The organism is Photobacterium sagamiensis, from assembly GCF_050337085.1.
GTDB lineage: Bacteria > Pseudomonadota > Gammaproteobacteria > Enterobacterales > Vibrionaceae > Photobacterium > Photobacterium sagamiensis.
Genome location: NZ_JAKJSP010000028.1, coordinates 21,607 through 43,652 on the forward strand (window position 1 = coordinate 21,607; position 22,046 = coordinate 43,652).

Annotated in this window: 22 protein-coding genes and 1 pseudogene; 9 read left to right on the forward strand and 14 right to left on the reverse strand. The window is 43.0% G+C overall.

Annotated elements, in window-relative coordinates:
* Positions 1-4: 4 nt before the first annotated feature.
* The 3 genes from L4D76_RS14440 to L4D76_RS14450 are packed head-to-tail and all read right to left on the reverse strand — an operon-like array spanning position 5 to position 1,877.
* Positions 5-262: a phosphopantetheine-binding protein gene (locus L4D76_RS14440; protein ID WP_428441591.1), complete on the reverse strand. Its 258-nt coding sequence runs from the start codon at positions 260-262 to the stop codon at positions 5-7.
* A 16-nt stretch (positions 263-278) separates the two neighbouring features.
* The gene (locus L4D76_RS14445; protein ID WP_428441592.1) at positions 279-1,085 is read right to left on the reverse strand and encodes a lysophospholipid acyltransferase family protein; all 807 of its coding nucleotides are present in this window, start codon (positions 1,083-1,085) and stop codon (positions 279-281) included.
* A 3-nt stretch (positions 1,086-1,088) separates the two neighbouring features.
* Positions 1,089-1,877: a beta-ketoacyl synthase chain length factor gene (locus L4D76_RS14450; protein WP_428441593.1), complete on the reverse strand. Its 789-nt coding sequence runs from the start codon at positions 1,875-1,877 to the stop codon at positions 1,089-1,091.
* A gap of 131 nt (positions 1,878-2,008) precedes the next feature.
* On the opposite strand from L4D76_RS14450, the gene L4D76_RS14455 reads away from it, so the two are divergent.
* Positions 2,009-2,395 carry a hypothetical protein gene (locus L4D76_RS14455; protein ID WP_428441658.1) on the forward strand — a complete coding sequence of 129 codons (387 nt, stop codon included), beginning with the start codon at positions 2,009-2,011 and terminating at the stop codon, positions 2,393-2,395.
* Positions 2,396-2,433: 38 nt separating this feature from the next.
* The gene (locus tag L4D76_RS14460) at positions 2,434-3,504 is read left to right on the forward strand and encodes a methyltransferase (RefSeq protein WP_428441594.1); all 1,071 of its coding nucleotides are present in this window, start codon (positions 2,434-2,436) and stop codon (positions 3,502-3,504) included.
* On the opposite strand, the gene L4D76_RS14465 is transcribed toward L4D76_RS14460, so the two are convergent.
* Positions 3,501-4,358, reverse strand: a complete 858-nt coding sequence (locus tag L4D76_RS14465; protein ID WP_428441595.1) for an alpha/beta hydrolase — start codon at positions 4,356-4,358, stop codon at positions 3,501-3,503. The genes L4D76_RS14460 and L4D76_RS14465 overlap by 4 nt on opposite strands.
* A gap of 292 nt (positions 4,359-4,650) precedes the next feature.
* On the opposite strand from L4D76_RS14465, the gene L4D76_RS14470 reads away from it, so the two are divergent.
* The gene (locus L4D76_RS14470; protein ID WP_428441596.1) at positions 4,651-5,442 is read left to right on the forward strand and encodes a ribonuclease H1 domain-containing protein; all 792 of its coding nucleotides are present in this window, start codon (positions 4,651-4,653) and stop codon (positions 5,440-5,442) included.
* A 13-nt stretch (positions 5,443-5,455) separates the two neighbouring features.
* On the opposite strand, the gene L4D76_RS14475 is transcribed toward L4D76_RS14470, so the two are convergent.
* Entirely contained in the window at positions 5,456-6,322 is an 867-nt protein-coding gene (locus tag L4D76_RS14475) for a LysR substrate-binding domain-containing protein (protein WP_428441597.1), read from the reverse strand.
* Positions 6,323-6,524: 202 nt separating this feature from the next.
* Here L4D76_RS14475 and hisC point away from each other — a divergent pair, with 202 nt between their 5' ends.
* Together hisC and L4D76_RS14485 are read left to right on the forward strand one after the other, a co-directional pair.
* A complete protein-coding gene (hisC, locus tag L4D76_RS14480) occupies positions 6,525-7,613 on the forward strand; it encodes a histidinol-phosphate transaminase (RefSeq protein ID WP_428441598.1) in 1,089 nt (362 codons plus the stop codon).
* 16 nt (positions 7,614-7,629) lie between these two features.
* On the forward strand, positions 7,630-8,406 hold the full coding sequence (locus L4D76_RS14485) for an ABC transporter substrate-binding protein (RefSeq protein ID WP_428441659.1): 777 nt from the start codon (positions 7,630-7,632) through the stop codon (positions 8,404-8,406).
* Between the two features lie 502 nt (positions 8,407-8,908).
* Here the strand turns inward: L4D76_RS14485 and L4D76_RS14490 are convergent.
* From L4D76_RS14490 to L4D76_RS14510, 5 genes are all read right to left on the reverse strand, one after another.
* Complete coding sequence (locus L4D76_RS14490) at positions 8,909-9,055, reverse strand: helix-turn-helix domain-containing protein (RefSeq protein WP_428441599.1); 147 nt, start codon at positions 9,053-9,055, stop codon at positions 8,909-8,911.
* A 267-nt stretch (positions 9,056-9,322) separates the two neighbouring features.
* Complete coding sequence (locus L4D76_RS14495; RefSeq protein WP_428441600.1) at positions 9,323-10,768, reverse strand: YfcC family protein; 1,446 nt, start codon at positions 10,766-10,768, stop codon at positions 9,323-9,325.
* Positions 10,769-10,868: 100 nt separating this feature from the next.
* Positions 10,869-12,005, reverse strand: coding sequence for a beta-aspartyl-peptidase (iadA, locus tag L4D76_RS14500; RefSeq protein WP_428441601.1), 1,137 nt, complete (start codon positions 12,003-12,005; stop codon positions 10,869-10,871).
* Positions 12,006-12,414: 409 nt separating this feature from the next.
* Complete coding sequence (locus L4D76_RS14505; protein WP_428441602.1) at positions 12,415-13,320, reverse strand: LysR family transcriptional regulator; 906 nt, start codon at positions 13,318-13,320, stop codon at positions 12,415-12,417.
* A gap of 92 nt (positions 13,321-13,412) precedes the next feature.
* Positions 13,413-13,658: an NAD(P)H-binding protein gene (locus L4D76_RS14510; protein WP_428441603.1), complete on the reverse strand. Its 246-nt coding sequence runs from the start codon at positions 13,656-13,658 to the stop codon at positions 13,413-13,415.
* A gap of 94 nt (positions 13,659-13,752) precedes the next feature.
* Here L4D76_RS14510 and L4D76_RS14515 point away from each other — a divergent pair, with 94 nt between their 5' ends.
* Positions 13,753-14,028: a LysR family transcriptional regulator gene (locus L4D76_RS14515; RefSeq protein ID WP_428441604.1), complete on the forward strand. Its 276-nt coding sequence runs from the start codon at positions 13,753-13,755 to the stop codon at positions 14,026-14,028.
* Positions 14,029-14,053: 25 nt separating this feature from the next.
* Here L4D76_RS14515 and L4D76_RS14520 read toward each other — a convergent pair.
* A pseudogene (locus tag L4D76_RS14520) lies at positions 14,054-14,197 on the reverse strand (SPASM domain-containing protein); the annotation flags it as partial.
* Between the two features lie 793 nt (positions 14,198-14,990).
* Between L4D76_RS14520 and L4D76_RS14525 the strand changes: the two are divergent.
* Positions 14,991-15,992, forward strand: coding sequence for an AraC family transcriptional regulator (locus tag L4D76_RS14525; protein WP_428441605.1), 1,002 nt, complete (start codon positions 14,991-14,993; stop codon positions 15,990-15,992).
* 50 nt (positions 15,993-16,042) lie between these two features.
* Here the strand turns inward: L4D76_RS14525 and L4D76_RS14530 are convergent, their stop codons facing one another.
* From L4D76_RS14530 to L4D76_RS14540, 3 genes are all read right to left on the reverse strand, one after another.
* Positions 16,043-16,345, reverse strand: coding sequence for a hypothetical protein (locus L4D76_RS14530; protein WP_428441606.1), 303 nt, complete (start codon positions 16,343-16,345; stop codon positions 16,043-16,045).
* Positions 16,346-16,555: 210 nt separating this feature from the next.
* Positions 16,556-17,431, reverse strand: a complete 876-nt coding sequence (locus L4D76_RS14535) for a nuclear transport factor 2 family protein (protein WP_428441607.1) — start codon at positions 17,429-17,431, stop codon at positions 16,556-16,558.
* A 205-nt stretch (positions 17,432-17,636) separates the two neighbouring features.
* Positions 17,637-18,491 (reverse strand): SDR family oxidoreductase, encoded by an 855-nt coding sequence (locus tag L4D76_RS14540; protein ID WP_428441608.1) that lies wholly within the window; start codon positions 18,489-18,491, stop codon positions 17,637-17,639.
* 117 nt (positions 18,492-18,608) lie between these two features.
* On the opposite strand from L4D76_RS14540, the gene L4D76_RS14545 reads away from it, so the two are divergent.
* Together L4D76_RS14545 and L4D76_RS14550 are read left to right on the forward strand one after the other, a co-directional pair.
* The gene (locus L4D76_RS14545; RefSeq protein WP_428441609.1) at positions 18,609-19,499 is read left to right on the forward strand and encodes a LysR family transcriptional regulator; all 891 of its coding nucleotides are present in this window, start codon (positions 18,609-18,611) and stop codon (positions 19,497-19,499) included.
* Between the two features lie 444 nt (positions 19,500-19,943).
* Positions 19,944-21,857 (forward strand): methyl-accepting chemotaxis protein, encoded by a 1,914-nt coding sequence (locus tag L4D76_RS14550; RefSeq protein WP_428441610.1) that lies wholly within the window; start codon positions 19,944-19,946, stop codon positions 21,855-21,857.
* The last annotated feature ends 189 nt before the right edge of the window (positions 21,858-22,046 follow it).

A 22,046-nucleotide genomic window follows, 5' to 3' on the forward strand; every position in this document is an offset into this window, starting at 1 on the left:
GCCGTTAGGCTTTGTTTTCTGAGATGTATTTTGCCAGGTTTGCTACGGAAGCAAAGTGTTGACGCGTGTTCGTATCATCTGCATCGATCACAACGTGATAGGTTTTCTTAATCGCTAACCCTAATTCTAATGCATCGATGGAGTCCAGGCCTAAACCGTCACCGAATAGTGGTGCATTGGTTTCGATATCGTCAACCGTGATATCTTCAAGATTCAGTGCTTCAATGATTAAGGTTTTTAATTCAGTCTGTAATTGGTCCACAGTGACCTACCTGTATTTAATGAGTATTTATACCTTCATCAGAAGGCGGAAAAATAACATCCGCAAGGTGGCGATTTAATTGCCTGGCCGCTGATGTTGATGAACTGGTCTCTCGGAGAATAGAAGCAATGTCTATTTTCCCCTTCACTTCTATGCGAAAAAAGGGTTTGCTATCCGGTACTTGATACCATTTCTTCTCTTTGGTTAAAAAACTGGGCTTAACCGTAATATGCACCACGCGTAAATCTGTTTTCGTTCTGACCGCTATTTGTGCAGCACCTCGCTGAAGTTTAGAGGCTTTGCCCGGTGTTGAACGCGTACCTTCCGGAAAAACTAATAATACATTGCCACTTTTAAGCCTTACGCTGCAGTCTTCCAATAAGCTCTCAGGGTCGCGATTCGGAATATAACCTGCTGCTTTTACAATTCCTTTGATAAATGGATTGTGCCATATAGCGGCTTTAACTAAACAATCGCATTGCGGCAAACGCGACGCAATTAACACGTAATCAATCAAACTCGGATGATTGGCGACAATTAAGCAGTTGCGATCTTGTTGCAGCACTTCCTCGCCGATAAATTCGTAGTCAATCGCTCCCCAAAATCGCATCGTCTGGCAAAAAAAAGCGAAAGAGTGACGAATGATTGATTGCACTTTCAATTCTCGCTGAGCCTGATTTTTTACCGATATTGTCATCAGAGGAAAGATGATAAACGTCAGGCAGAGTGCCCCAAGGCCGAAAACCGAAAAACATAAACCGGTTGCAAATACGCGCCAGGTTTTATTAATGCGCTGAGAAAGAGATAAAGATTGGGCCGCCACGAATTAACGCTTCCAATGCCAATGAATTCGCCGCGCAGCTATTGTCCATGTGTTGTGATTGCTCAGTAAATTAGCAATGACATCAAGAGACTGCGGGAGCTGTTCTTCCGGAGACGGTGCTTTTGATAACAGTTGTTTTGACAACGGTTCTTGTGGTGATCCAGCGACAGTCTGCCTTGAGCCTGGTTCCCATGAGAGCTGGTAATTATCGCCACCGGTTAACACCATACCCAGTGCATATCCCTGGTAGTGACCGACATCAAATTGTTGATACGGGATCGGTAGTGGCTCATCAAAATCGACAACCAATACGTTATGATTCGGATATTCGGCTAAATAGGCTGCAGCTTCAATCAGTGCGGAATGCAAGGTGTTTTCACCAGCACCTATCGAGGCGACCGGAATTGCCTTTCGGGTAGCAATGGTAAACAAACCTGCCGCCGTATTGTGGACGGATTGAGAAAACGCGGTAGGGGATGCATCTTCCCCATTGAGGATATCCTGCAGCAGTTTGACCGTACGGGTCAGCTCGCCATGCCGGCTTGAAAAAACAATGTAATCAATATCCTGATCAGGAGTTTGCTGAGTCAGGGAGATTGCCGTTTGCATTGCAAGCTTGCTCAGTGAACTCATACGACGGCGCATCATTGCCGGGATCAGGTTGCTGGGAACCGGCACTCGTGTTTCTGGCCAGATCTGATGATTGTCTGCCCAGGTCGCCCATGCTGCCTGATCGATTAAACCAGGAGAAAGCGCCTGCCAGTTAATGATGTTAAAATGTACACTGTTCATTGGCGGTATTGTATACTTCCTGTCTTCTCGGTTCCATCATTAAAAGTAAAGTATTGCCATCAAATGGTTACGAGAAGACTATATGATTGTTTATTGTTCAGGCAACGACTATTTCGATGCCTAATCATTGAATAAGGACTAATAAATACCTGGCTGTCGCTGCTGTGCTTGTTACGCTAGCGGGTTGTGGTCGAGTGCAACCGATCCTTAATGTAGAGAATACCCCAGTTGCTTTTAATCTTCAAAGTTCTGAAGTAAAACAAGCAATTATAGAGGCAGGCATTGGCCGTGGATGGGTCATGAAGGAAACAACACCGGGTAAAATTCGAGGTGAATATCAGGCGAGATCACATCAAGCAATCATTGATGTTACCTATAATGCGAAAACATACTCGATCGAATACGCTGATTCGGACAACCTTAAGTATGAGGATGGAAAAATTCACCGTAATTACAACCGTTGGATAAATAATCTTGATGTAGATATTAAGAAGAAGCTGGCGATGCTGGCTCAATAAAATCCATTTTTTTACAATAATATTGGTTAGGCTTATTTGTGACTTTATATCAACGCGACCCATTTAATGCACTTGATGCAAAAACGGAAGCTCAAAAACTGGCGTTTGCGCCTATTGTGTTTCATACCGCAAGAACACTGCGTGATTTAGGTATTCTGGCAGCCATCGATGAGGCGGGCCAAGATGGCCTTAATGCGGAGCAAATCGCCGCGCAAACCGAGGTTTCCGAATACGGTGTTAAAGTGCTGTTGGATATGGCCCTGAGCGCACACATTGTCACCTGGAATAAGCCTAACTATGTTTTAGCAAAGCTGGGGCACTACTTGCAACATGATGGTATGACCCAGGCGAATATGGATTTTACCGCGGATGTTTGTTACGCCGCGATGATGCACTTGACCGAAGCGATTAAAGAAGGCACGCCAGCAGGTCTTAAAGAGCTGGGCGATTGGACAACGATTTATGAAGGTTTATCGCAGTTACCGGAAAAAGCCAAAGAGAGCTGGTTCAATTTTGACCATTTCTATTCAGATCGTTCCTTTCCCGTTTTGCTAGAACGAGTCTTTGCCAATAAACCAAAACGTCTTTTTGATATTGGCGGCAATACCGGTAAATGGGCACTGCAGTGTTGTAATCACGACCCTGACGTTGAAGTAACCATCATTGATTTGCCGCAGCAAATTGAAATGGCCCTGAAAAATGCCAAACAACAGGGTTTTGCCGATCGTATCAAAGGCCACCCGGCCAATATGCTGGATGCTTCTCAGTCTTTGCCGAACGGCGCAGATGTGTGGTGGATGAGCCAGTTCCTTGATTGCTTCTCGCCAATGGAAATCCTCAGTATTTTACGTCGTGTTCGTCAGGCAATGTCACCCGATGCTACTGTGTATATTCTGGAACTGTTTTGGGATGCCCAGCGTTATGATGCTGCTGCCTACAGCCTGAATGCGACTTCACTGTATTTTACCTGTTTAGCCAACGGCAACAGCCGTTTCTATCGTAGCGATGATTTCCTTGAAATTGTCGCTGAAGCGGGTTTTGACGTCGCAACTCGCACCGATGATATTGGTTTGGGTCATACGTTACTCGAACTGAAACCCTCTCATTAGTTCTCAGTTTGAGTGCTGTGAAAGCGAGCCACGACGGATGCCGGAGTGGCTTGCTCCAGCCAGCGGACGATTCTCAGCTGAGTTTCAGGAAATGATCGGGTTATTGCGCGAGCATGCCCACAAGATTCCATCCGCCAGAACTCTTTATCACCATTCAGTTGTCGGTAAATGGCTTCACCATATTCGATAGGTACAATGCGATCAGCGACACAATGAATGACCAATGATTTCGTTTCAGGCAAGTGAGTGACAACGGCTTTCGCCGCATAGTCATCACGCATTAGCAGGTGAGCCATCCACGCGTATAGCTTGCTAAACATTCCCTTTTCGAGCACATATTTGGTGACATCGATATAGCTGGTAAATGATGAATCAATGATCATGCCATCGATATATATGGGGTTATCAGCCCAGGCTCGCATAAAAATATTTCCTCCCGTCGAGGTGGCAATGACAAAACTAGGGAGCATCGTATTGTCTCGAAGTTGTTCGATATAGCTGAGTACCGAAATGGCATCCAGGTAGGCGGCTTTATCACTCACATCACCGGTTGAATGGCCAAAGCCTGAATAGTCAAAAACCAGTACGTCATAGCCGTGAGCAGCGAGCCAATCGACTTTTTCTCTGGTTTGCTCCATATGGCCACTATTTCCGTGGAAATGGACAATGATGCCGTTACTGTTATTTCTTGTGGCGGCCGGGATCCACAGATAAGCAATATCGTTGCCTGATAGAGAGTGAAGCCAGCGAACATCCGGGTTCAGTGAACTTGCCTGCGAGGGCGCATAAAAAGCAGTGTTGGCACAGCCTTGAGTCAGTATGAGAATAAAAAGAAGTGAGATAGCTTTGCACATTGTCTTCCCTCCGAAATCTAAAGATATACGGTAAGGGAGTGACGTCGTTCTTATTAGCCATACAAAAAGCGATTACAAGATATTTTTGATGGCTAGTCACCTGAAAAACAAAGTGAAGTTGAAGCGATATATTTGTAGGGTAGTTTGTTCTGTGGGGAGTACGCGTAGGTTGTTCGATCTGGCTCTTTTGTTTACCTTGGGTGGTAAAGCGATTGTGCAATTCACCAGATTGAGTAACTATTAGCGCTTCCACTAAAAAGGTGTGGCAGTACGAAAGATTAAGGTAATAGGCATGTCGAAAAAGTTCTATGTCGTATGGGTGGGTCGGGAAACCGGAGTATTCACGAGCTGGCCGTATACCAAAAAGCAGGTTGATAAGTATCCTCAGGCAAAATACAAATCGTTTCCGACCCAGCAGGAAGCAGAAGCGGCTTATGCTGCAGGTTGGAGCGCTGCGGGTAAAAGCATGGTGAAAAAGCAGGCCAGTGCAGCGGGCAAGACACCGACAACATTGAAAAGCGCCGGTGTGAAATCGCCAGAGCAGGATAATGCATCAACCCAACATTTTGACGTGAAAATATACTGTGATGGTGGCTGCGATCCAAACCCGGGAAAAGCGGGTTCGGGTGTGGCTGTGTATCGTGACGGAAATTTAGCCGAGCTGTGGTACGGACTCTATAACCCTCAGGGAACCAACAACTCAGCAGAGCTGAATGCTTTATATCAATCATTGCTGATAGCAAAAAAGGCGATTGATAATGGCAAAGCGGTTCAAATTCTCTGTGATTCACAATACTCAATTAACTGTATAACGAACTGGGCATTTAGTTGGCAGAAAAAGGGGTGGAAGAGGAAAACGGAAGGGGATATAAAAAACCTGGAAATTATTCAGCAGGCTCATGAACTATATAAAAAAATAAGCAGTGATGTTGTAGTCTCGCATGTGAAGGCCCACATAGGCATTGAAGGTAACGAGCTGGCAGATCGCATGTCAATCTTTGGCATCGACCAGCAAGAAGCCCGTTTCAGCCAGTACTCAGATCCGCCGGATATCCAGAAAATACTCGCGCTTAGAACGGGTTAATTGTTTTAAGGGCTTAAACCAGCCACTTAATCAATAATTCCAAAGAAGGGTTCTGCATTGTTTTCGGGCGTACCAAGTAATAACTGTTACCTGATGCCACGGTTAAAGGATGCGGAGCCACCAATCGACCTGATTCCAAATCGGGTTTAGCCAAGGTCACATCACCAATTGCAATACCAAAACCTTGAATCGCGGCACTGACCGACAAATCTAACGTTGCAAAGTGCTGATTTTGTTCGGCGGTCAATTTAGGGCTTTGTGCTTGCTTTAACCATAACGCCCAGTCACTTTTTTGTGGTGTCGCATGTAACCAAGTGAATTCTTTCATGTTCTCTGTGGTTAATAAGAGATTATCTGCGGGTAATAAAGAAGCCGAGCATACAGGGGTCAAATATTCCTCAAACAGTAGATTTGCCAGCAACGACTTCTCTTGCGGAGTTCGCCCGTAACAGATGGCAGCATCAAAGGGTTCCGTTGAAAAATTCACACTGTGTTTAATCGCAGACGTCAGTTCGACATCGATAGCAGGGTAGGCTTGCTGAAAGGTCATTAGCTTTGGTAATAACCATGGCGTAATACAGCTTGGTGCTTTTAACTTGATCTGTTGCTTGTTGTTCGACACTTGCTCGACGGCGCGGTGAATCTGATTCATCGCTTGTTCGACAAGGGGAAGAAACTCGCTACCTTTATTGGTCAGGATTAACCCTCGAGCATGACGGTGAAACAACCGCACTTTCAGCTGTTCTTCCAGAGAAATGATCTGACGGCTTACTGCCCCTTGCGTCACATTCAATACTTGAGCGGCAGAAGTAAAGTTAAGGTGCTCTGCCGTAATAAGGAATGCCTGGAGTTCTTTCGTTGACGGTAATCGATTTATCATACTTATTTCCGGTAGTTATTGCTGCCTGAGGTATGCGTTTTTCTCATGGCTAGTATGTCGACATTTCGATTCTGATTTCAAGTCAGGTCTGTTTAAATCTAAAGATTAGAACATTGGATGAACTATTTATATTGCGATGTTGCATGAAAATCCGAAATCTAAAGATATTGAAGGCTGTTTATTCGTGTGAGGAGTTGAAGGAATGAAATCATTGGCGTCAAAGTTGGTACCAAAGACAGTAGAAAAACTCATACCATATCAATCTGCACGACGCATTGGTGGCAATGGTCATCTGTGGTTGAATGCTAATGAACTTGAGAGCAGTTGCCAATACGGAGATGAGTCTGAAGGGTGTAACGATACTTATAACCGTTACCCGGATTTTTTACCCCATGATATTGCTAAAGAGTACCAATCCTATTGTGAGCAAGCATCAGGTGCATTAAGTTGTGAAACTGTGGCAGTACGTGGCGCTGATGAAGCGATTGATTTATTAATCCGTACTTTTTGCCAACCTGGAAATGACCAGGTAATGGTCTGTCCGCCTACTTATGGCATGTATGAATTCTGTGCCGATGCTTTTTCTGTTAATACATTAAAAGTGCCGTTATTAGCTAACTTCCAACTCGATATTGCCGCGATCAAACCGCAACTTGCAAATACAAGTCTGTTATTTTTATGCTCACCCAATAATCCAACGGGTAATACAATCCATCATCACGATATTGTTGAATTGCTTGAAGCGACCAAAGAGTCAACGTTGGTGGTCGTCGACGAGGCATATATTGAGTTCGCACCCGAAACGAGCGTGCTGCACTTGATGGCGAAGTATCCACATCTGATCGTGATCCGCACTTTGTCAAAAGCATTCGGGTTAGCCTCGATTCGTTGTGGCTTTTTAATGGCAGATGAAAGTGTAATGGCTTATGTGGCTCGACTAATTGCGCCGTATCCGATTGCTGATCCAACGGCTGAAATCGCGCTAAAAGCTCTCGCGTCAGAAGGCCTGAGAAAAATGCGCAGTCAAACCGATGAGCTAGTTACGATCCGTGAATGGTTTATCAGCGAATTAAAATCGTTACCAATTGTTGATGTGGTTTTTTCATCGGCAACCAATTTCGTGCTGATTCGATTTAATCCATCAACCAGTGTTTACGATTACTTGCTGACTAAGGGTATTGTTACCCGAAATCAAGCGCATGAATCGATGCTCGAACACTGTGTAAGAATTTCTATCGGTTCAAAGAGCAGTATGCTTGAAACTTTAAATGCGTTAAAACTATATCAATAGGAAGAGGGATCTTATGATGAAAAAACTAATGAGTGTCGGAATTATTTTGGCGTCAGCGTTATTTACCACAGCGCAAGCCGCTGATGAAAAAGTAGTGCGTCTAGCGTCAGATTTTACTTATCCACCGTTTAACTATAAAGACGCATCAGGCACACCAAAGGGATTTGATATTGAGATTGCTGACGCACTATGTGCGGAAGCGAAGCTAAAGTGCGAATGGATTTCACAGAATTGGGATGGCTTAATTCCAGCACTGTTATCACGTAAAGCCGATGTCATTATGGCATCAATGCGTATTACGGAAGAACGTAAAAAACGTGTATTGTTTACCGATAAATATTACCAAACGCCTGCGCGATTTGTTACGGGCAAAGGATCAGGTATTACCATTGATAACACCGGGCTAGAAGGCAAAACTATTGGTGTTCAGCTTGGCACAATTCACGATCGTTATGTCACTGACATATATGGCGATGTGGCGAAAATTCGTCGTTATACCGGTCAAGATGAAGTGTATCTTGATCTCGAAAGTGGTCGTCTTGACGCTGTTTTTGGTAATTCCGATCAGCTTGTCTTAGCATTCTTAGAAAAAGAACGCGGTAAAGACTTTGAATTAGCTGGCGAACCAGTAACAGACAAAGCCTACATTGGTGAAGGTACGGCATTAGCATTGCGCTTACAAGATAAGAAATTGGCTGATAAATTTAACCAAGCGATCAAAACCATTCGTGAGAACGGTACTTACGATAAAATTGCTGCAGGTTACTTTAGTTTCGACATTTATGGTGAATAACTTTTTTTAAAGGTTAAAACGCTCTACATCATAATAACGAAAAGCAGTCGTATATAAGTTTATCGTAAAAAGTGTGTACATTTCTGCGTGAGCGAATGAACGTCCTGTTTTACGGGCTTTATCTAAAAACACACACTGTGTACAACAGTGTGTGTTTTTTTATTCAATAAAGGGAATTTCTGTTTCGCGTAACGCGGATAGGGACATTTTCGTGTTAGACCTTCTGCTCTACCTGCAAGGTTTCGGATAAATTTTAGTATTGATAACTCTGCTCGATTTAGATGGTTGGACTTGGCAATGTAAAGCTGTCCATCGCGGTACTTAAATGCGGATTTAGTGAACTCTGCGGATTGCTTAGAGCGTTTCTTTTTAAAGGTTGGGGATTTAGCTCGACCATCAAAGAAGTTCTTAAAAGCAGTTTGCTGGTGGCGTAACGATTGTTGAAGTGGCACACAAGAAGCATCATTCAGCCAATTAAGCTCAGGTTCTTTCTTGAGTTCAGTTAATCGGATTGCTCATTGTAGTAAGCATCGGTACGCCAGCGCAGGATAGAGTTATATATAAATCGCACACAGCCGAACGTCTGCTCAAGTAAAGTTACTTGTTTAGTTGTTGGGTAAATGCGGTATTTATAAGCTCTCTCTTTCATGGCCCACAAGAACACACCAATTTTTGTGAGTGTAAAGAATATTTAATCAACCAAGAGGATGGCGTTTCCTCCCCCACATCCGCGCTTCGCGACTACTGATGGGATATCAATGCCGAAGGTTTTAGATTACTAGGCAACACGTTTCACTTTGAGGTGATTGGAATTGATTGAAGTTTTGAAGTTTTGAAGTTGGTTGGGTATTGAAAGAAAAACCACCAGCAACGCCTTGTTACTGGTGGTTTATTGAGTGTCGGGCTTGCCCGTTGATTAAATCATTGCGCCAACACTTAGTGTGGCCATGATTAGAAGAGTCAGGATACCAATTAGCGGCGCGACCCATTTAATCCAGCGGACGTATGGGACGCGGGCGATAGCCAGGCCCCCCATAAGTACTGCTGAAGTTGGTGTCATCATGTTCACGAGACCAGAAGCTGACTGGTAAGCAGTCACTACCAGGTCACGGCCTACACCGGCAAAGTCAGCCAGAGGAGCCATGATTGGCATAGTCATTACAGCAAGGCCAGAAGATGAAGGAACCACGAACGATAGCAGGATTTCCAGCCAGTACATTACGTTGATGAACACGATTGAAGACAGGCCGGTTACTGCGTGCTCGGCATAGTTCAGGATGGTATCTGTGATCATGCCCCGATCCATGATCACTACGATACCACGTGCAATACCGATAATCAGCACAACACCCAGCATGTCACGGGCACCGTCGATGAAGCTTGATGTTAACTCTTCTTCGCTCATTCTGGCGACTAGACCGGTGATGATAGTTGAAGCAAGAAACAGTGCTGAGAGTTCAGCCATCCACCAGCCAGCAACGGCTACGCCATATATCATGATACCGAAAGAAGCGGCGAACAGAGCCATGATGATTTTACGAGTGGTGGTGAACTCCAACAATTCGTCAGACAGATTGCCAAGGAAGTGTGCTTTGTTCTCTTTATACTTGTCATAAACGACAGACTTGGTTTTGTCTTCACGAACCATTTTGGCATAGCGCATCACATAGCCCACACAGATCACCCAACCGATAACCAATATAGCGACACGCGGTTCGAGACCGTCAGTGAAAGAGATGCCTGCGGCGTTGGATGCAATTACTGTTGCGAATGGGTTGATGGTAGAGCCAAGACTACCGATACCTGCACCTAGCTGTACGGTCGCAGCCGCAACTAAAGGGTCAAAGCGGGCTAGCATCATGACAGGAACCAGCAGAGTATAGAAAGGTATTGTCTCTTCGGCCATGCCGTAAATCGTACCACCTGCAGCAAACATTGCCATCAGGATTGGGATCATCAATTCTTCCCGGCCTTTCAGGCGAGTCGTAATACGCGCTATACTGGCATCAATAGCGCCAGTTTTTGTTACCAGGCCAATGAAACCACCGATCACCAGGATGAACAGGGCTACGTCGATACCCGCTGCTTCATAGGTGTTGTGGTCGTAGAAACCGTCAATCGGTGCCAGCAGGACATCGACTACGCCTTGCGGGTTGTTGTCTATTGATTGGTAGGTACCGTTTACAGGTACTTCTCTACCTAGCTCTTCACTCATGACGCGATCATACTGGCCGGCCGGTACAATCCAGGTCAGCAATGCCACCAGGGCAATCAGTGCAAAAAGAATGGAGTAGGCTGAAGGGAATTTAAAGTTGGCGAAGAAGCCACCTTTCTCTTTTTTTGTTACGGTTTGGGTCGTCATTATTGTCTCCTTGTCTTTCTACTGTCGCCAGTAGAAAGGGGTCACTCTGTATACCAAACGCTGATATAAAATGTTTATCAAGCAAAATAGAAATCTCAAATTATTCGAAATTTTCTTTTATTAGCACTTCACTGTCCAAAAGCATTGTCTTCCCTTTGGCAATCACGCCATTAAGCGTAAAGTCATCATTGAAGATACAGATATCGGCATCATGGCCAAGCCCAACCCGTCCTTTGTTTATTCCTAGTGTATCGGCAACGTTGGCCGTCATCATGGCAATGGCCTTCTCTGGTTCAATCCCCACGTTAATCAATTTCGGCAAAAATATAAGGTTGCTATCACAACTTGCGGCAACAATGCCGGTAAGCTCTCCCAGTTCGTTAAACTCTGGCAGACTTCCATTACCATCTGAGCTGGTGGTGATTCGGTCGGCGGCAACACCTGACTCAAGTGCGAGTTTTATCATTTGCTCTTGAGGGGTGTCATTGCCAGGGGCGGAAGTGATATCGATTTTCCCGCCTTTCAATGCAAAGCTAATAGCATCATCAAATAGGCTCGGATTACGCTCTAAATGCGTAGGAGAGAAATGCTTAATAGGCACTCCCATATCGAGCAGTTCTTTAATCTGGGCAAATGGCTGTGGTAGGTCTCCCATGTGAATATGAAGCACGCCACGTTTCCCTGACAGCATACCTGCAACTCGAACATCAGAGATGATCCGCGCTAACTCCTGAGTAGTTGGGAAAGAACATCGATGATCGGCTAGCGCGATTTTTACGCCTAGAACTGATGGAATAAAGGCAATATCATCACGAATCGATCCGGTGATAGTTTTGGTAGGGACTTCATAAGATCCGGTGTACATGAAGGCGCTAATGCCTTTTTCAGTAAGCGCGGCGGCTTTGGCATACAGATCGCGAGGTGACCGGGAAATTCCATCTGTACCAAGGACGCCGATAACTGTTGTGGTACCAGCCTGTAACAATTTCTTTAGAGTAACCTGCGGCACTCGGCTTGCAAACCCAGATTCTCCACCACCACCTATAAGATGGACATGTTGATCAATCAATCCTGGTGTTACGATTTTCCCACGGCAGTCGATAGTAGTTACATTACTCAGGCCAGTGACATTCAAATCAGGTTCTATTGCTATTATTTTTCCTTGTCCTAATAAGATGTCGGTTTTGCCTATTTTATTTGGGTTATAGAGATTGGTATTTTTAAGTAGGGTAAACATGATTTCCTCTTTGTTTTGTTATCAGAAAACTGCCTTATATTTCAGCAATCGCAGAGATACAAGACGGCTACTATCGGAAAACCACCAGCAACAAGGCGTTCTTGGTGGCTTAATATCACGCTAGGAAATTAAGAGATGACGCTGCAACATGGCGGCCAATATGTGGGGGGAGGTGTTGCCACCGTATAAATTTTTACAGATTCGATTTTCATAATGATACCTATCGTGAATAGGTTGACAGTGTTACCCAAATAAAAAAATCGAACAATTTAAATAAACTTCAAGATTGTTGAGAAAAATTAAACATTCAATCCACAAAAAAGCCATGCACCTTGATTTATTGATTGTAATCAAAAAATATTATTGATAATGGTCACGCTAACTAATCCTATTCATTTGGATTGGTGAGCTACGAATCAAAAAAAACACCTAAAATGTGACTAATTACATCCTTAATCAGTGCCTCTTTCTTGTTTCCTTTTTTAAAAATAAATCCCCATTCGCCTAAATGAATTGTGCAATCAAACGGCTTACACAGCTCGCCACTAGCAAGCTCACGGTAAACAAAAGGGGAGTTCATTAAGACAACACCTTTATCATGAGCTGCAAGCTCTATGGCAGTCATTTTGTCGCCTGTCGTTAAGTAAGGTTTGAACCTACGGTCAGGAGCGAATTCATTGAACCAGCGTTTCCAATCGTCCTCATCGCGGGTGGTCGATATGATTGGCAGTTTGGTAATTTCTTCTGGTGAACTGCAATCTTCAATACCAAATCGCTTAAGTAAATCAGGTGTACAGAAAGGGGTGATTTCATGAGGGAATACCTTAATCCAGCAGAATTCGCTCTCTATGTTCTGGGGTTCTCGCTCTAAGATGAAAGCTAAATCAGCATGCTTGCTATTGAAATGATCGTAACCAGGCATGGTTATCTTAAGCTTGATGTTTTCGTGATTCTCTGTGTAGTCAACAAGCTTCATGTTAAGCCATTTTATTGATGGCATTACATAGGTCTGAATGGTTAGTTCGTTGCTGTCAAAGCCACTTCGTACTACTGATAATCTTTGATCTAAGGTGCTTAAAATATCCTTTACTTCAATGTAGAAGGTTGCGCCATCGCTGGTTAGTGAGATCCCACGGCCTGACTTTTCTAATAGCTTTTTGCCGAGCTCTGATTCTAGTTTTTTTACCTGCAGTGATATAGCAGAAGTGCTTACGCATAGTTCCCGAGCGGCCACTGAGACACTTGATAGTCTAGCTACGCTCTCAAATGCCTCTAAGGTCTTTAATGACGGTATGTTTGGGTAGTTTGATTTCATTATTTTTATACATGTAGACGTAACAGCGACAAAAATCGTGCTTAGCGGAAAATGGTCTGCCGCAAGAAAAGTTCGGAGCGAAAAGGTATTTTTTACGCGATAATCGCCTTATCACTTGATGAGATAAGAAGAATTTTCTCTGCGCCATCGAACGCTGTTTTTAGTGTTTCAGGTCTTGAGTAATCAGCTTCACGCACTTGCACACCCAAGGCAGATAAATCGCTTGCCTTTTCAGGAGTACGAACCGCAGCAATAATTTCTGAAGCATCTATTTTGCTGATTAAATGTTTGATCACTAGACGGCCAAGTTGGCCAGTTGCACCTGTTACAACAATCATATTTATAACTCCATGTATTTATTATTGTTTTGCGACAACTATATCGTTTCGCATTTGATTGATAATTACCCTTTAAGTAAACTCAGAGTTAACTATGGCTAAACTGTATGTAGAAATGATCTCGATAGATGACATGATGGTGTTTACCAAGGTGGTCGAAACTCAATCTTTTACCAAAGCAGCGGAACAGTTAGGTATTGGCAAAGCGCGAGTTTCCCAGATAGTGACCAAGCTTGAGCAAGGATTAAATACACGCCTGCTGCACCGAGCTACACGCTCGTTATCACTTACTGACACTGGAGTACGCTACTGCAAAAAGTGTCAAATGATTCACGACCTGGCGATACAGGCCAACACTAAAGTTCAGTAACGAGCCAAGTGGTCTAATAATCGTTACACAGAAAGTTGAGACCTTTTTCACCCTCTGACGTGGCGATAAAGCGATTGCGGGGGCACTCACCAAAACATGCAAATTTGTATTCGCAACTTTGGCATTGAGTGTTTAGATCTTTCAACTTGGCGAACCCAAACTTTTGTTGTAGCTTTTAATATAAGCTTCTAACGTTTCTACGTTCATCTCAGGAGAACAACCCTTTCTGTACTCTAAAAGGTCTTCCTTGCTTAGGTAGTATCAGTAGTCGCAGCCTAAGTTACATTTAGATCCGGTAGGCTTAGCCATAACGTGAGTACGTTTAGCTACTTTACCATTGTGTTGTTCACCTGTTTGAATAATCATAATAAACCTTCTAAATATTCTCTGCTCTTAGCATCAATATTTAATTATGAAACTTATTTCTCCTTTCAGAGTGAAGTTAGTGTAATCAAAAAGTGGCTATTGGGAGTGCAAAAAGAGCGAACAACGCCAAATTGCCACTTCTAGAAACATGATCGCTCCGTTGGCCGCTTCGCAACGACATTTCCCTTACACTCACGATGGACAATTAAGACTTAAAGAGCAGCGTTCGTTAAGTTCTAAGCTTGTAGTGCCTACTCTTTTATTGAGTATGACATTTACAGCATCAGCAGATGGATTGATTGGTGCGGGACACTACACTCCAGGAGTCGGAAAGATTCGGAATATGACGATGTCTGAAGAGGCAGCGATTTGTTTTTGAGCAATACAACGATCATTATGGACATTATCGGAGGCGCAACTGTAGATTAAAGGCTCTTAAAGCTTACTTAAAAGCGATTTAATGAGATGACATGGATGCTCTCTCAGTCGATAATATGAGTTTTATTGATTGCTGATGAACCATACTTGTTGTGATTCTATTGTGCTAATTTATGCATAGTAGTTAATCTCTCAAGTTAAAGTATAGAGGACACCCTATGAAAGATGAAATAACCTTCTGCCGTACAGGTTTTCTTTGGCTATTTCTGAAAGGGATGGAGAGAGTGTATCCAGGAAGTATAGAAAGTCTTTCCTTACCAAATACTCTGTTATGCAATAAGATGAGGCTAATGCCAGTATCCGAAATACTGAGATGTTTTTCAGAACTCAGAGAAAGAACTGGCGATGATATGTTTGTAATTAAGGGAGGGAAGGAAATTATATTATCCGATTATCCTTCATTAAGTTATCCAATCGATACGTCTCAGGACTTATTTACTGCAATAATGCGCCTAAATTCCTTGGTAGCAGTATTTCAGTCAGGAACTGAGTCAATTACAACCCGAAGTGCAAATATTCTTAAATGGTGCTATAATGTACCCTCTATTACTGGTGATGAGCGTCTATATGACAGTATCGTAGCTGTTTGGGTTTTTATCCATATTCTTAAGTCTTTCCATAGTACAACTTATACCCCAGTTAGAATTCTATTGCCTGGTAGCAAGTTAGGGAAAAGTGGGGAAGTGGACGCACTATTTGGATGCGCTGTTGACTGGAATCAAAAGGAAGCACAAGTTTGGTTTCCCTATGAAGATGTTGTAAAAAGAAATCCAAAACCTAATAATCAGCCTTATGATTTTAAAATGGATAAATTAGAAATTATGACTTATATTGATTTGCCTAAATCAAATGATTTTTTGAGGTGCATTTATGAGTTGATAAATTATGCTAAAGAATTCGAGTTTCCTAACCTTAATTTTATCGCAAGCATTATAGAAATATCTCCCCAACAATTGCAACGCAAGCTTCAAAAAAAACAGATAAGCTTTACGGCTCTGGTAAATCACCAGTTACTGTGTAACCAAGCTCCTAATCTACTTCCTCTACATGGTATTGAAGTCGTTGCTAATAAACTTGGTTATAAGAATGCTCAAAGTTTTACAAAAGCATTTAAGAGAGTTCATGGCTTAACCCCGAGGCAGTACCTAGAAGATGTATGATTTTCGGGAAGATGGTCATCCGAGAAACGATGCGGTATCGGTGCTGAAAGCTAATAACCTGTTGATAATTGATATGGGCCGATAAGGGCTAAAGCGCCATGAAGTTTTTCCAAAGCATCTTTTTCTGAGATACCAGATGGTACTGGAACATTAATCTGCTTCAGTACCGAAATGATAGTGGCATATAAGTCATGGGCTGATTCAATATTAGTCGCCTGATTAAGCCTAATTGCTTGCTTATATTCGTTGATGCCAATACTGGGAATTATATTAATCCTTTTTAAATTTGAACGCAGGTTGCTTGCACCCACAATTTGGTGATTAATTAGAGCATGGGAAATATTGCCGAACATCTCGCTATCAAACAGTTAAGTTGGCAATATCTAATACGATAAATCCTCTTTTATATGTAAAGCCCGTCAAAACCCAAGTGTGAATATCGAGTTTTCTCATATCATTCGACTTTTCTCTTTTTATACTTTTCGTTCTGCTGATCATTCATTTCATTAAACCAAGTGAGCACAAAAATAAATAGCCCCTAAATGAGAGGCTCATTATTTTATTTAAAACATACCATTTTCATGTGCCATTTCTTCTGGAACTTCCTGAATAATATCCCAGTGCTCGACTATTTTATCGTCTTTAATACGGAACAAATCGTAGAACGCTTGTGGTTTACCATTCCATCGCCCTTCGCTTTGCGTTAAGACAAAGTTACCTTCACCTAAAATACGGTGAACTTTATGGTAGTCGAACATATTGTTTTGAGATGCTAAGTAGGCAAGTGCCTCATTAAGGCCATCTAAACCATCTTTCACCATAGTGTTATGCTGATCATATTGCTCTGTACTAATATACTCACTGATTTTTTCAGGTGCCTTACCAAAAAATACATCTTCCATAAAGTTGGCAATTAGTTGCTTATTCTCTTCAGTTTTGTCTGTATCTGTGACAAGAGTCGGCCCATCAAACTGTGAACGACCACTGGCCGTTTCCTTTATAACTGGAGAGATAGCATCCCAATGCTCGGCAACTTGACCATCTTGCATACGCCAAACATCAAATGTTACGACTTCTTTGGCACCGAATGCTTCTGCGTTATCGTAAGTGTTGTGCATAACAATAAAATCACCATCCTCCAATAGGCGATGAGTTTTATAAGTTAATCCAGCTTCTTTTAACACAGGTAGGAAACCAAGTGCAGGCGCTAGTCCTGTTGGTACATGAGGATTATGCTGAATATAATCTTCACGGAAATATTTTTTCATTTCTTCGGCGTCAAAATCTTTAAAAAATGCATCTTGAGCCTTCATTACAGTCTGTTTCATTGGACTATTAACCATTTGATTATTTGAATCGGCTGCTGTACTTGTACATGCACTAAGCAATGATACGGTCGTCAGCAGTGCTGCGGTAATGTAAGAAGTTGATATTTTCATTTTATTAATTCCTGAAGGTTATGCTCACTATCAACGATGCATCTTTGTTAGCACTTATAGTTAAAATATAAGTTCATTTATATTTATCAGATTACATAACAATAACTTACCTTTAGTTAAGGTACCTATTATCTTAATTTTGGAATCTTAAATATAAACATTAGTCATGCTCCACAAAAATAAGTTCGGAGCGAAAAGGTATTTTTTACGCGAGAATCGCCTTAATCATCTCGCTTAGATTTGTCGTAGGACGACCAATCAAAGCACTTAATTCATCCTGATCATCAAATAATCCCCCCTTCGAAGCACCAACATCAGAATTTGCAAGCAATGCCGCGAATGGCTCAGGTAGTCCTGCGCCAACAAGTGCTTCTTTAAATTCATTTTCAGGCAGGTTCACATAAGGTATTTCTTTACTTGATTCCTGGCTAATTAGAGCTGAAAGGTCAGCGAGTGTGTATGACTCATCACCAGCTAGCTCGTAAACTTTTCCAGCTTGAGGTTCTTCTGATGTAATGACCACAGCAGCAGCTTCTGCATAATCTTCTCTCGCTGCTGAACTTATTTGGCCCTCACCCGCACTACCAATAAACGCCCCGTGCTCAATGGAAGGCGCTACACTTGCAAGATAGTTCTCCGTATACCAACCATTGCGAAGCAGCACGAAGGGTACCCCGCTCTCTTTCAAATATTTCTCTGTTTCAATGTGCTCTCCAGCTAATCCTAAAGGAGACGTGTCTGCATGCAGTAAGCTTGTATAGGCAATGAGAGATACACCTTCGCTTTTCGCAGCTTCGATGACATTCATGTGTTGTTCGGCTCTTTGGCCCAACTCACTTGATGAGATAAGAAGAATTTTCTCTGCGCCATCGAACGCTGTTTTTAGTGTTTCAGGTCTTGAGTAATCAGCTTCACGCACTTGCACACCCAAGGCAGATAAATCGCTTGCCTTTTCAGGAGTACGAACCGCAGCAATAATTTCTGAAGCGTCTACTTTGCTGATTAAATGTTTGATAACTAGACGGCCAAGTTGGCCAGTTGCACCTGTTACAACAATCATATTTCTAACTCCATTAGTTTCTTAATTGTGTTGCGTTAACTATATCGTTTGGTGTTTGATAGATAATTACCTTTTAAGTAAACTCATAGTTAACTATGACTAAACTATATACAGAAAATGATCTCGATAGATGACATGATGGTGTTTACCAAGGTGGTCGAAACTCAATCTTTTACCAAAGCAGCGGAACAGCTAGGGATAGGCAAAGCGCGAGTTTCCCAGATAGTCACCAAGCTTGAACAAGGATTAAATACACGCCTGCTTCACCGAACTACACGCTCTTTATCACTTACTGACACTGGAGTACGCTACTATAAAAAGTGTCACATGATTCAAGAGCTGGCGACTCAGGCCAACACTGAAGCACAGAAGCTCAGTAGCGTGCCAAGCGGCCTAATACGAATTTCAACGCCGATTGGCAATGCTGCATACATTAACCTCTTCAGTAAGTTTCTCAGCCAATACCCACAAATTCAGCTCGATGTTATGGAAAGTGACAGCTACAGCAACTTGATAGAATCTCGCTGTGATATTGCTATTCGCGCTTCCTCCGCGCTCGAAGATTCCAGCCTGTATGCAACTAAAATTGGTGAATTTGACGATGTTATTTGTGCTTCACCAGAGTACCTACAGCGTTTTGATGAGCTACAGTCAGCGCAAGATCTGCTTAAACTCGACTGGGTGAGTCACGATATAGTGCATGGTGATAAACTGCTGGTGTTAAAGTCGCCACAAGGAGAGGTGGTAAAACTGAGCAAAAAACCCAAAGTGCAGGTTCGCACCACTAACTCACTGAAAGGATTCCTGATCAATCATATTGGATTTGGTGTTTTGCCAGACTTTGCGGTTAAAGATGAGTTAGCTAGTGGTGAGTTGGTCAGAATCCTCCCAAAAGTTCATGATGTTACCATTCCTTTGTATGCCGTGTATCAAAACAAGGCTTTGATGCCGCTAAGAACGCGTACCTTGATAGATTTTCTCAAGCAAGAAGGGGGCGCTTTTAGGTAAAATCACATTACCAAAAAGTAAGGCTAACTAGTATTAATAGGCTATGAATGAGTACTTGATCTAACAAAGTTTGGGGCAATAGTAAGCTGGGTAGATGCAACCATCAGACACAACATACATACTATTCACTGTATTCCTACAGCGATATTGAATCATTTAAATCATGCAGAAACGGGTTTATATCAAAAATACACAGTGTTAAAGCACTGTATAAAAACTTCGGTAGCTGCTTTTTTGTATTTCGACGTTGAATAACGAACGCTTTTAATTTTTTTAAAGAATCGAGTTATATTCCATAGCTGAATACCTGGTGATTTTTTATTTAATCATAAAATTGTTTTGTGATAGACATACGTTTATCAACTGTAATGTTATGTAATAATTGTGATAAATAACCAATTAATAAAAATCTCAACTTGACGTATTACAAGAGTATGATACCACGTGAATATATTATCTAGCTTTAAGGGCCGTATTATCGCGGTCGTCGTTTTATTACTAACCGCTTCCTTAGCAATCTCGACCACTCTTTCCTATCGCCAACTTTCAACCTCAATTCTGAGCAATATTGATGAATACTCAATGCTTAAAATTGATAGCTCGTCCGATAAGATCACCGACTGGTTTCACACCATTAAAGAAGGTGTCATCGCTACTGCGCCAGACTTCGCGACAGATCGCGGCGATCTGCAGCTCTCCCTGATGGTTAAGCAAATCGCGAACGCTTCAAAAGCGTCAGATATTGTTGTGGGTTTTGAGGATGGCCGCTCTTATGGCGCTAAAAGTGGGATGCGAAGCGTATTTATGTACGATCCGCGTACTCGTGGTTGGTATAAGTCTGCCAAGCAGAAGCGCAGTACAGTAATAACCGGTATCTATAAAGGGGCATCATCGGGCAACCTGATGGTCAGCATCGCAGAACCCTTCTTCGGTGGAGACAAGTTCCGTGGTGTGTTACTCGCCGATATCGAGTTGAGCCTGCTTACTGATGTGGTCAATCAGTCTCCTTTCCCCGGGGCAATGACCGGCTTATATGACAACCAGGGTATAACCATTGCTTCAACCGGCGAAGTCGATGTTCCCGGTAAAACCAAACTGTCTGACTTCCCCGAACTCGCTGAACTTGAGCGTAAAGTTCTTGCCACCGATAGCGGAATTTTCAACTACAGCTTAGGTGGTGTTGAAAAGATAGCTTACTTCCAGGCCATTGAGCTTGATAAAGAGACCCGTTGGCACCTGCTTGTTGGTATTGATAAGTCTGTGGCCTACGCAGAAGTTGATGAAGCGTTGAATACCTCTTTATTCACCGCAGGGTTATTGATCCTCTTTGCTTCCGCGATTATTTTGGTTGTATTTAATCGGCTGTATCGTCCAATTCTTGCGTTGAAAAGCACGATAGTCGATTTATCGCAAGGCAATGGCGATCTTACCCGACGCCTTGATGTGTATACCAAGGACGATCTGGGCCAAATCGCAGAGGCGGTAAATACCTTCATCGGCAACTTGCAAGCTATGATGCTGGAAGTATCCCAATCAACAGAGCATATTTCAGAAGGTATCGAACAGCTTAAGACACAGACCGAGCTTAACGATACTGTATTAGCCTCTCACTCTTTAGAAACAGATCAGGTAGTAACCGCAGTCAATGAAATGAGCTCAACGGCAGACAGTGTCTCGCAAAGTGCTTCTCAATCTGCGGCATTTACGCAAAATACCAGTGACGAAGCAGAGCAATCTAAACGTGTGGTTGACGGTGCAGTAAGCAGTGTGGCGGCCTTGGTTGATGAAGTTGACGCCATGGCACTTAATATCCAAACCATGAGTGAAGATACCCAAAAAATTGGTTCTGTCCTCGGCGTCATTGGTGAGATTGCCGATCAAACCAACTTATTGGCTTTGAACGCTGCTATCGAAGCGGCCCGTGCGGGAGAGCAGGGGCGCGGGTTTGCGGTCGTAGCTGATGAGGTACGTGCTTTGGCTGCAAGAACCCAGCAGAGTACATCTGAAATCAACGAAATGCTGACTAAGTTACACAAGGGGACAAGCTCGGTCGTTACCGCGATGGATGATACTAAGCGTCGCTGTCAACAAACCGCTGACACGACCTCCAACGTTAACGATAGCCTGGATTCAATGGCGACATCAGTGGTCAAAATTAATGATCTCGGGATCCAGATTGCCGCGGCTGCAGAGCAGCAAAGTACGGTTACGGAAGAGATAAACCGCAACATGATGACAATCCAGGACATGGTTGGTCAGCTTACCGATAATGGTGCCCAAACCATGGACAGTACGCGTAACCTTGCAAGCAGCAATGAACAACTGGCGGCGATCGTCAGTCAATTTAAGCTTAAGTAACTTAACGTATAACGATCTAATAATGGGTAAAACTAAAGCCGCCATATCGTTGGCGGCCTAAGGTGATGGAGTGAGGTGTTCACTCCATCATGTCTTCAGTGCTCGTTCTCGCAATCAATGCATCGCCATGCTGGCTGTACTTCTCCCTACGAATATTCAGTACTTATTGCCCTTCAGCTAAATCACGTT

What these genes read in the sequence shown, in the direction of transcription:
- L4D76_RS14450 (WP_428441593.1), bottom strand. Translation starts at nt 1,877, where the DNA reads ATGAACAGTGTACATTTTAACATCATTAACTGGCAGGCGCTTTCTCCT.
- L4D76_RS14465 (WP_428441595.1), bottom strand. Translation starts at nt 4,358, where the DNA reads ATGTGCAAAGCTATCTCACTTCTTTTTATTCTCATACTGACTCAAGGC.
- L4D76_RS14470 (WP_428441596.1), top strand. Translation starts at nt 4,651, where the DNA reads ATGTCGAAAAAGTTCTATGTCGTATGGGTGGGTCGGGAAACCGGAGTA.
- L4D76_RS14475 (WP_428441597.1), bottom strand. Translation starts at nt 6,322, where the DNA reads ATGATAAATCGATTACCGTCAACGAAAGAACTCCAGGCATTCCTTATT.
- hisC (WP_428441598.1), top strand. Translation starts at nt 6,525, where the DNA reads ATGAAATCATTGGCGTCAAAGTTGGTACCAAAGACAGTAGAAAAACTC.
- L4D76_RS14485 (WP_428441659.1), top strand. Translation starts at nt 7,630, where the DNA reads ATGAAAAAACTAATGAGTGTCGGAATTATTTTGGCGTCAGCGTTATTT.
- L4D76_RS14490 (WP_428441599.1), bottom strand. Translation starts at nt 9,055, where the DNA reads ATGAAAGAGAGAGCTTATAAATACCGCATTTACCCAACAACTAAACAA.
- L4D76_RS14495 (WP_428441600.1), bottom strand. Translation starts at nt 10,768, where the DNA reads ATGACGACCCAAACCGTAACAAAAAAAGAGAAAGGTGGCTTCTTCGCC.
- iadA (WP_428441601.1), bottom strand. Translation starts at nt 12,005, where the DNA reads ATGTTTACCCTACTTAAAAATACCAATCTCTATAACCCAAATAAAATA.
- L4D76_RS14505 (WP_428441602.1), bottom strand. Translation starts at nt 13,320, where the DNA reads ATGAAATCAAACTACCCAAACATACCGTCATTAAAGACCTTAGAGGCA.
- L4D76_RS14510 (WP_428441603.1), bottom strand. Translation starts at nt 13,658, where the DNA reads ATGATTGTTGTAACAGGTGCAACTGGCCAACTTGGCCGTCTAGTGATC.
- L4D76_RS14515 (WP_428441604.1), top strand. Translation starts at nt 13,753, where the DNA reads ATGGCTAAACTGTATGTAGAAATGATCTCGATAGATGACATGATGGTG.
- L4D76_RS14525 (WP_428441605.1), top strand. Translation starts at nt 14,991, where the DNA reads ATGAAAGATGAAATAACCTTCTGCCGTACAGGTTTTCTTTGGCTATTT.
- L4D76_RS14530 (WP_428441606.1), bottom strand. Translation starts at nt 16,345, where the DNA reads ATGTTCGGCAATATTTCCCATGCTCTAATTAATCACCAAATTGTGGGT.
- L4D76_RS14535 (WP_428441607.1), bottom strand. Translation starts at nt 17,431, where the DNA reads ATGAAAATATCAACTTCTTACATTACCGCAGCACTGCTGACGACCGTA.
- L4D76_RS14540 (WP_428441608.1), bottom strand. Translation starts at nt 18,491, where the DNA reads ATGATTGTTGTAACAGGTGCAACTGGCCAACTTGGCCGTCTAGTTATC.
- L4D76_RS14545 (WP_428441609.1), top strand. Translation starts at nt 18,609, where the DNA reads ATGATCTCGATAGATGACATGATGGTGTTTACCAAGGTGGTCGAAACT.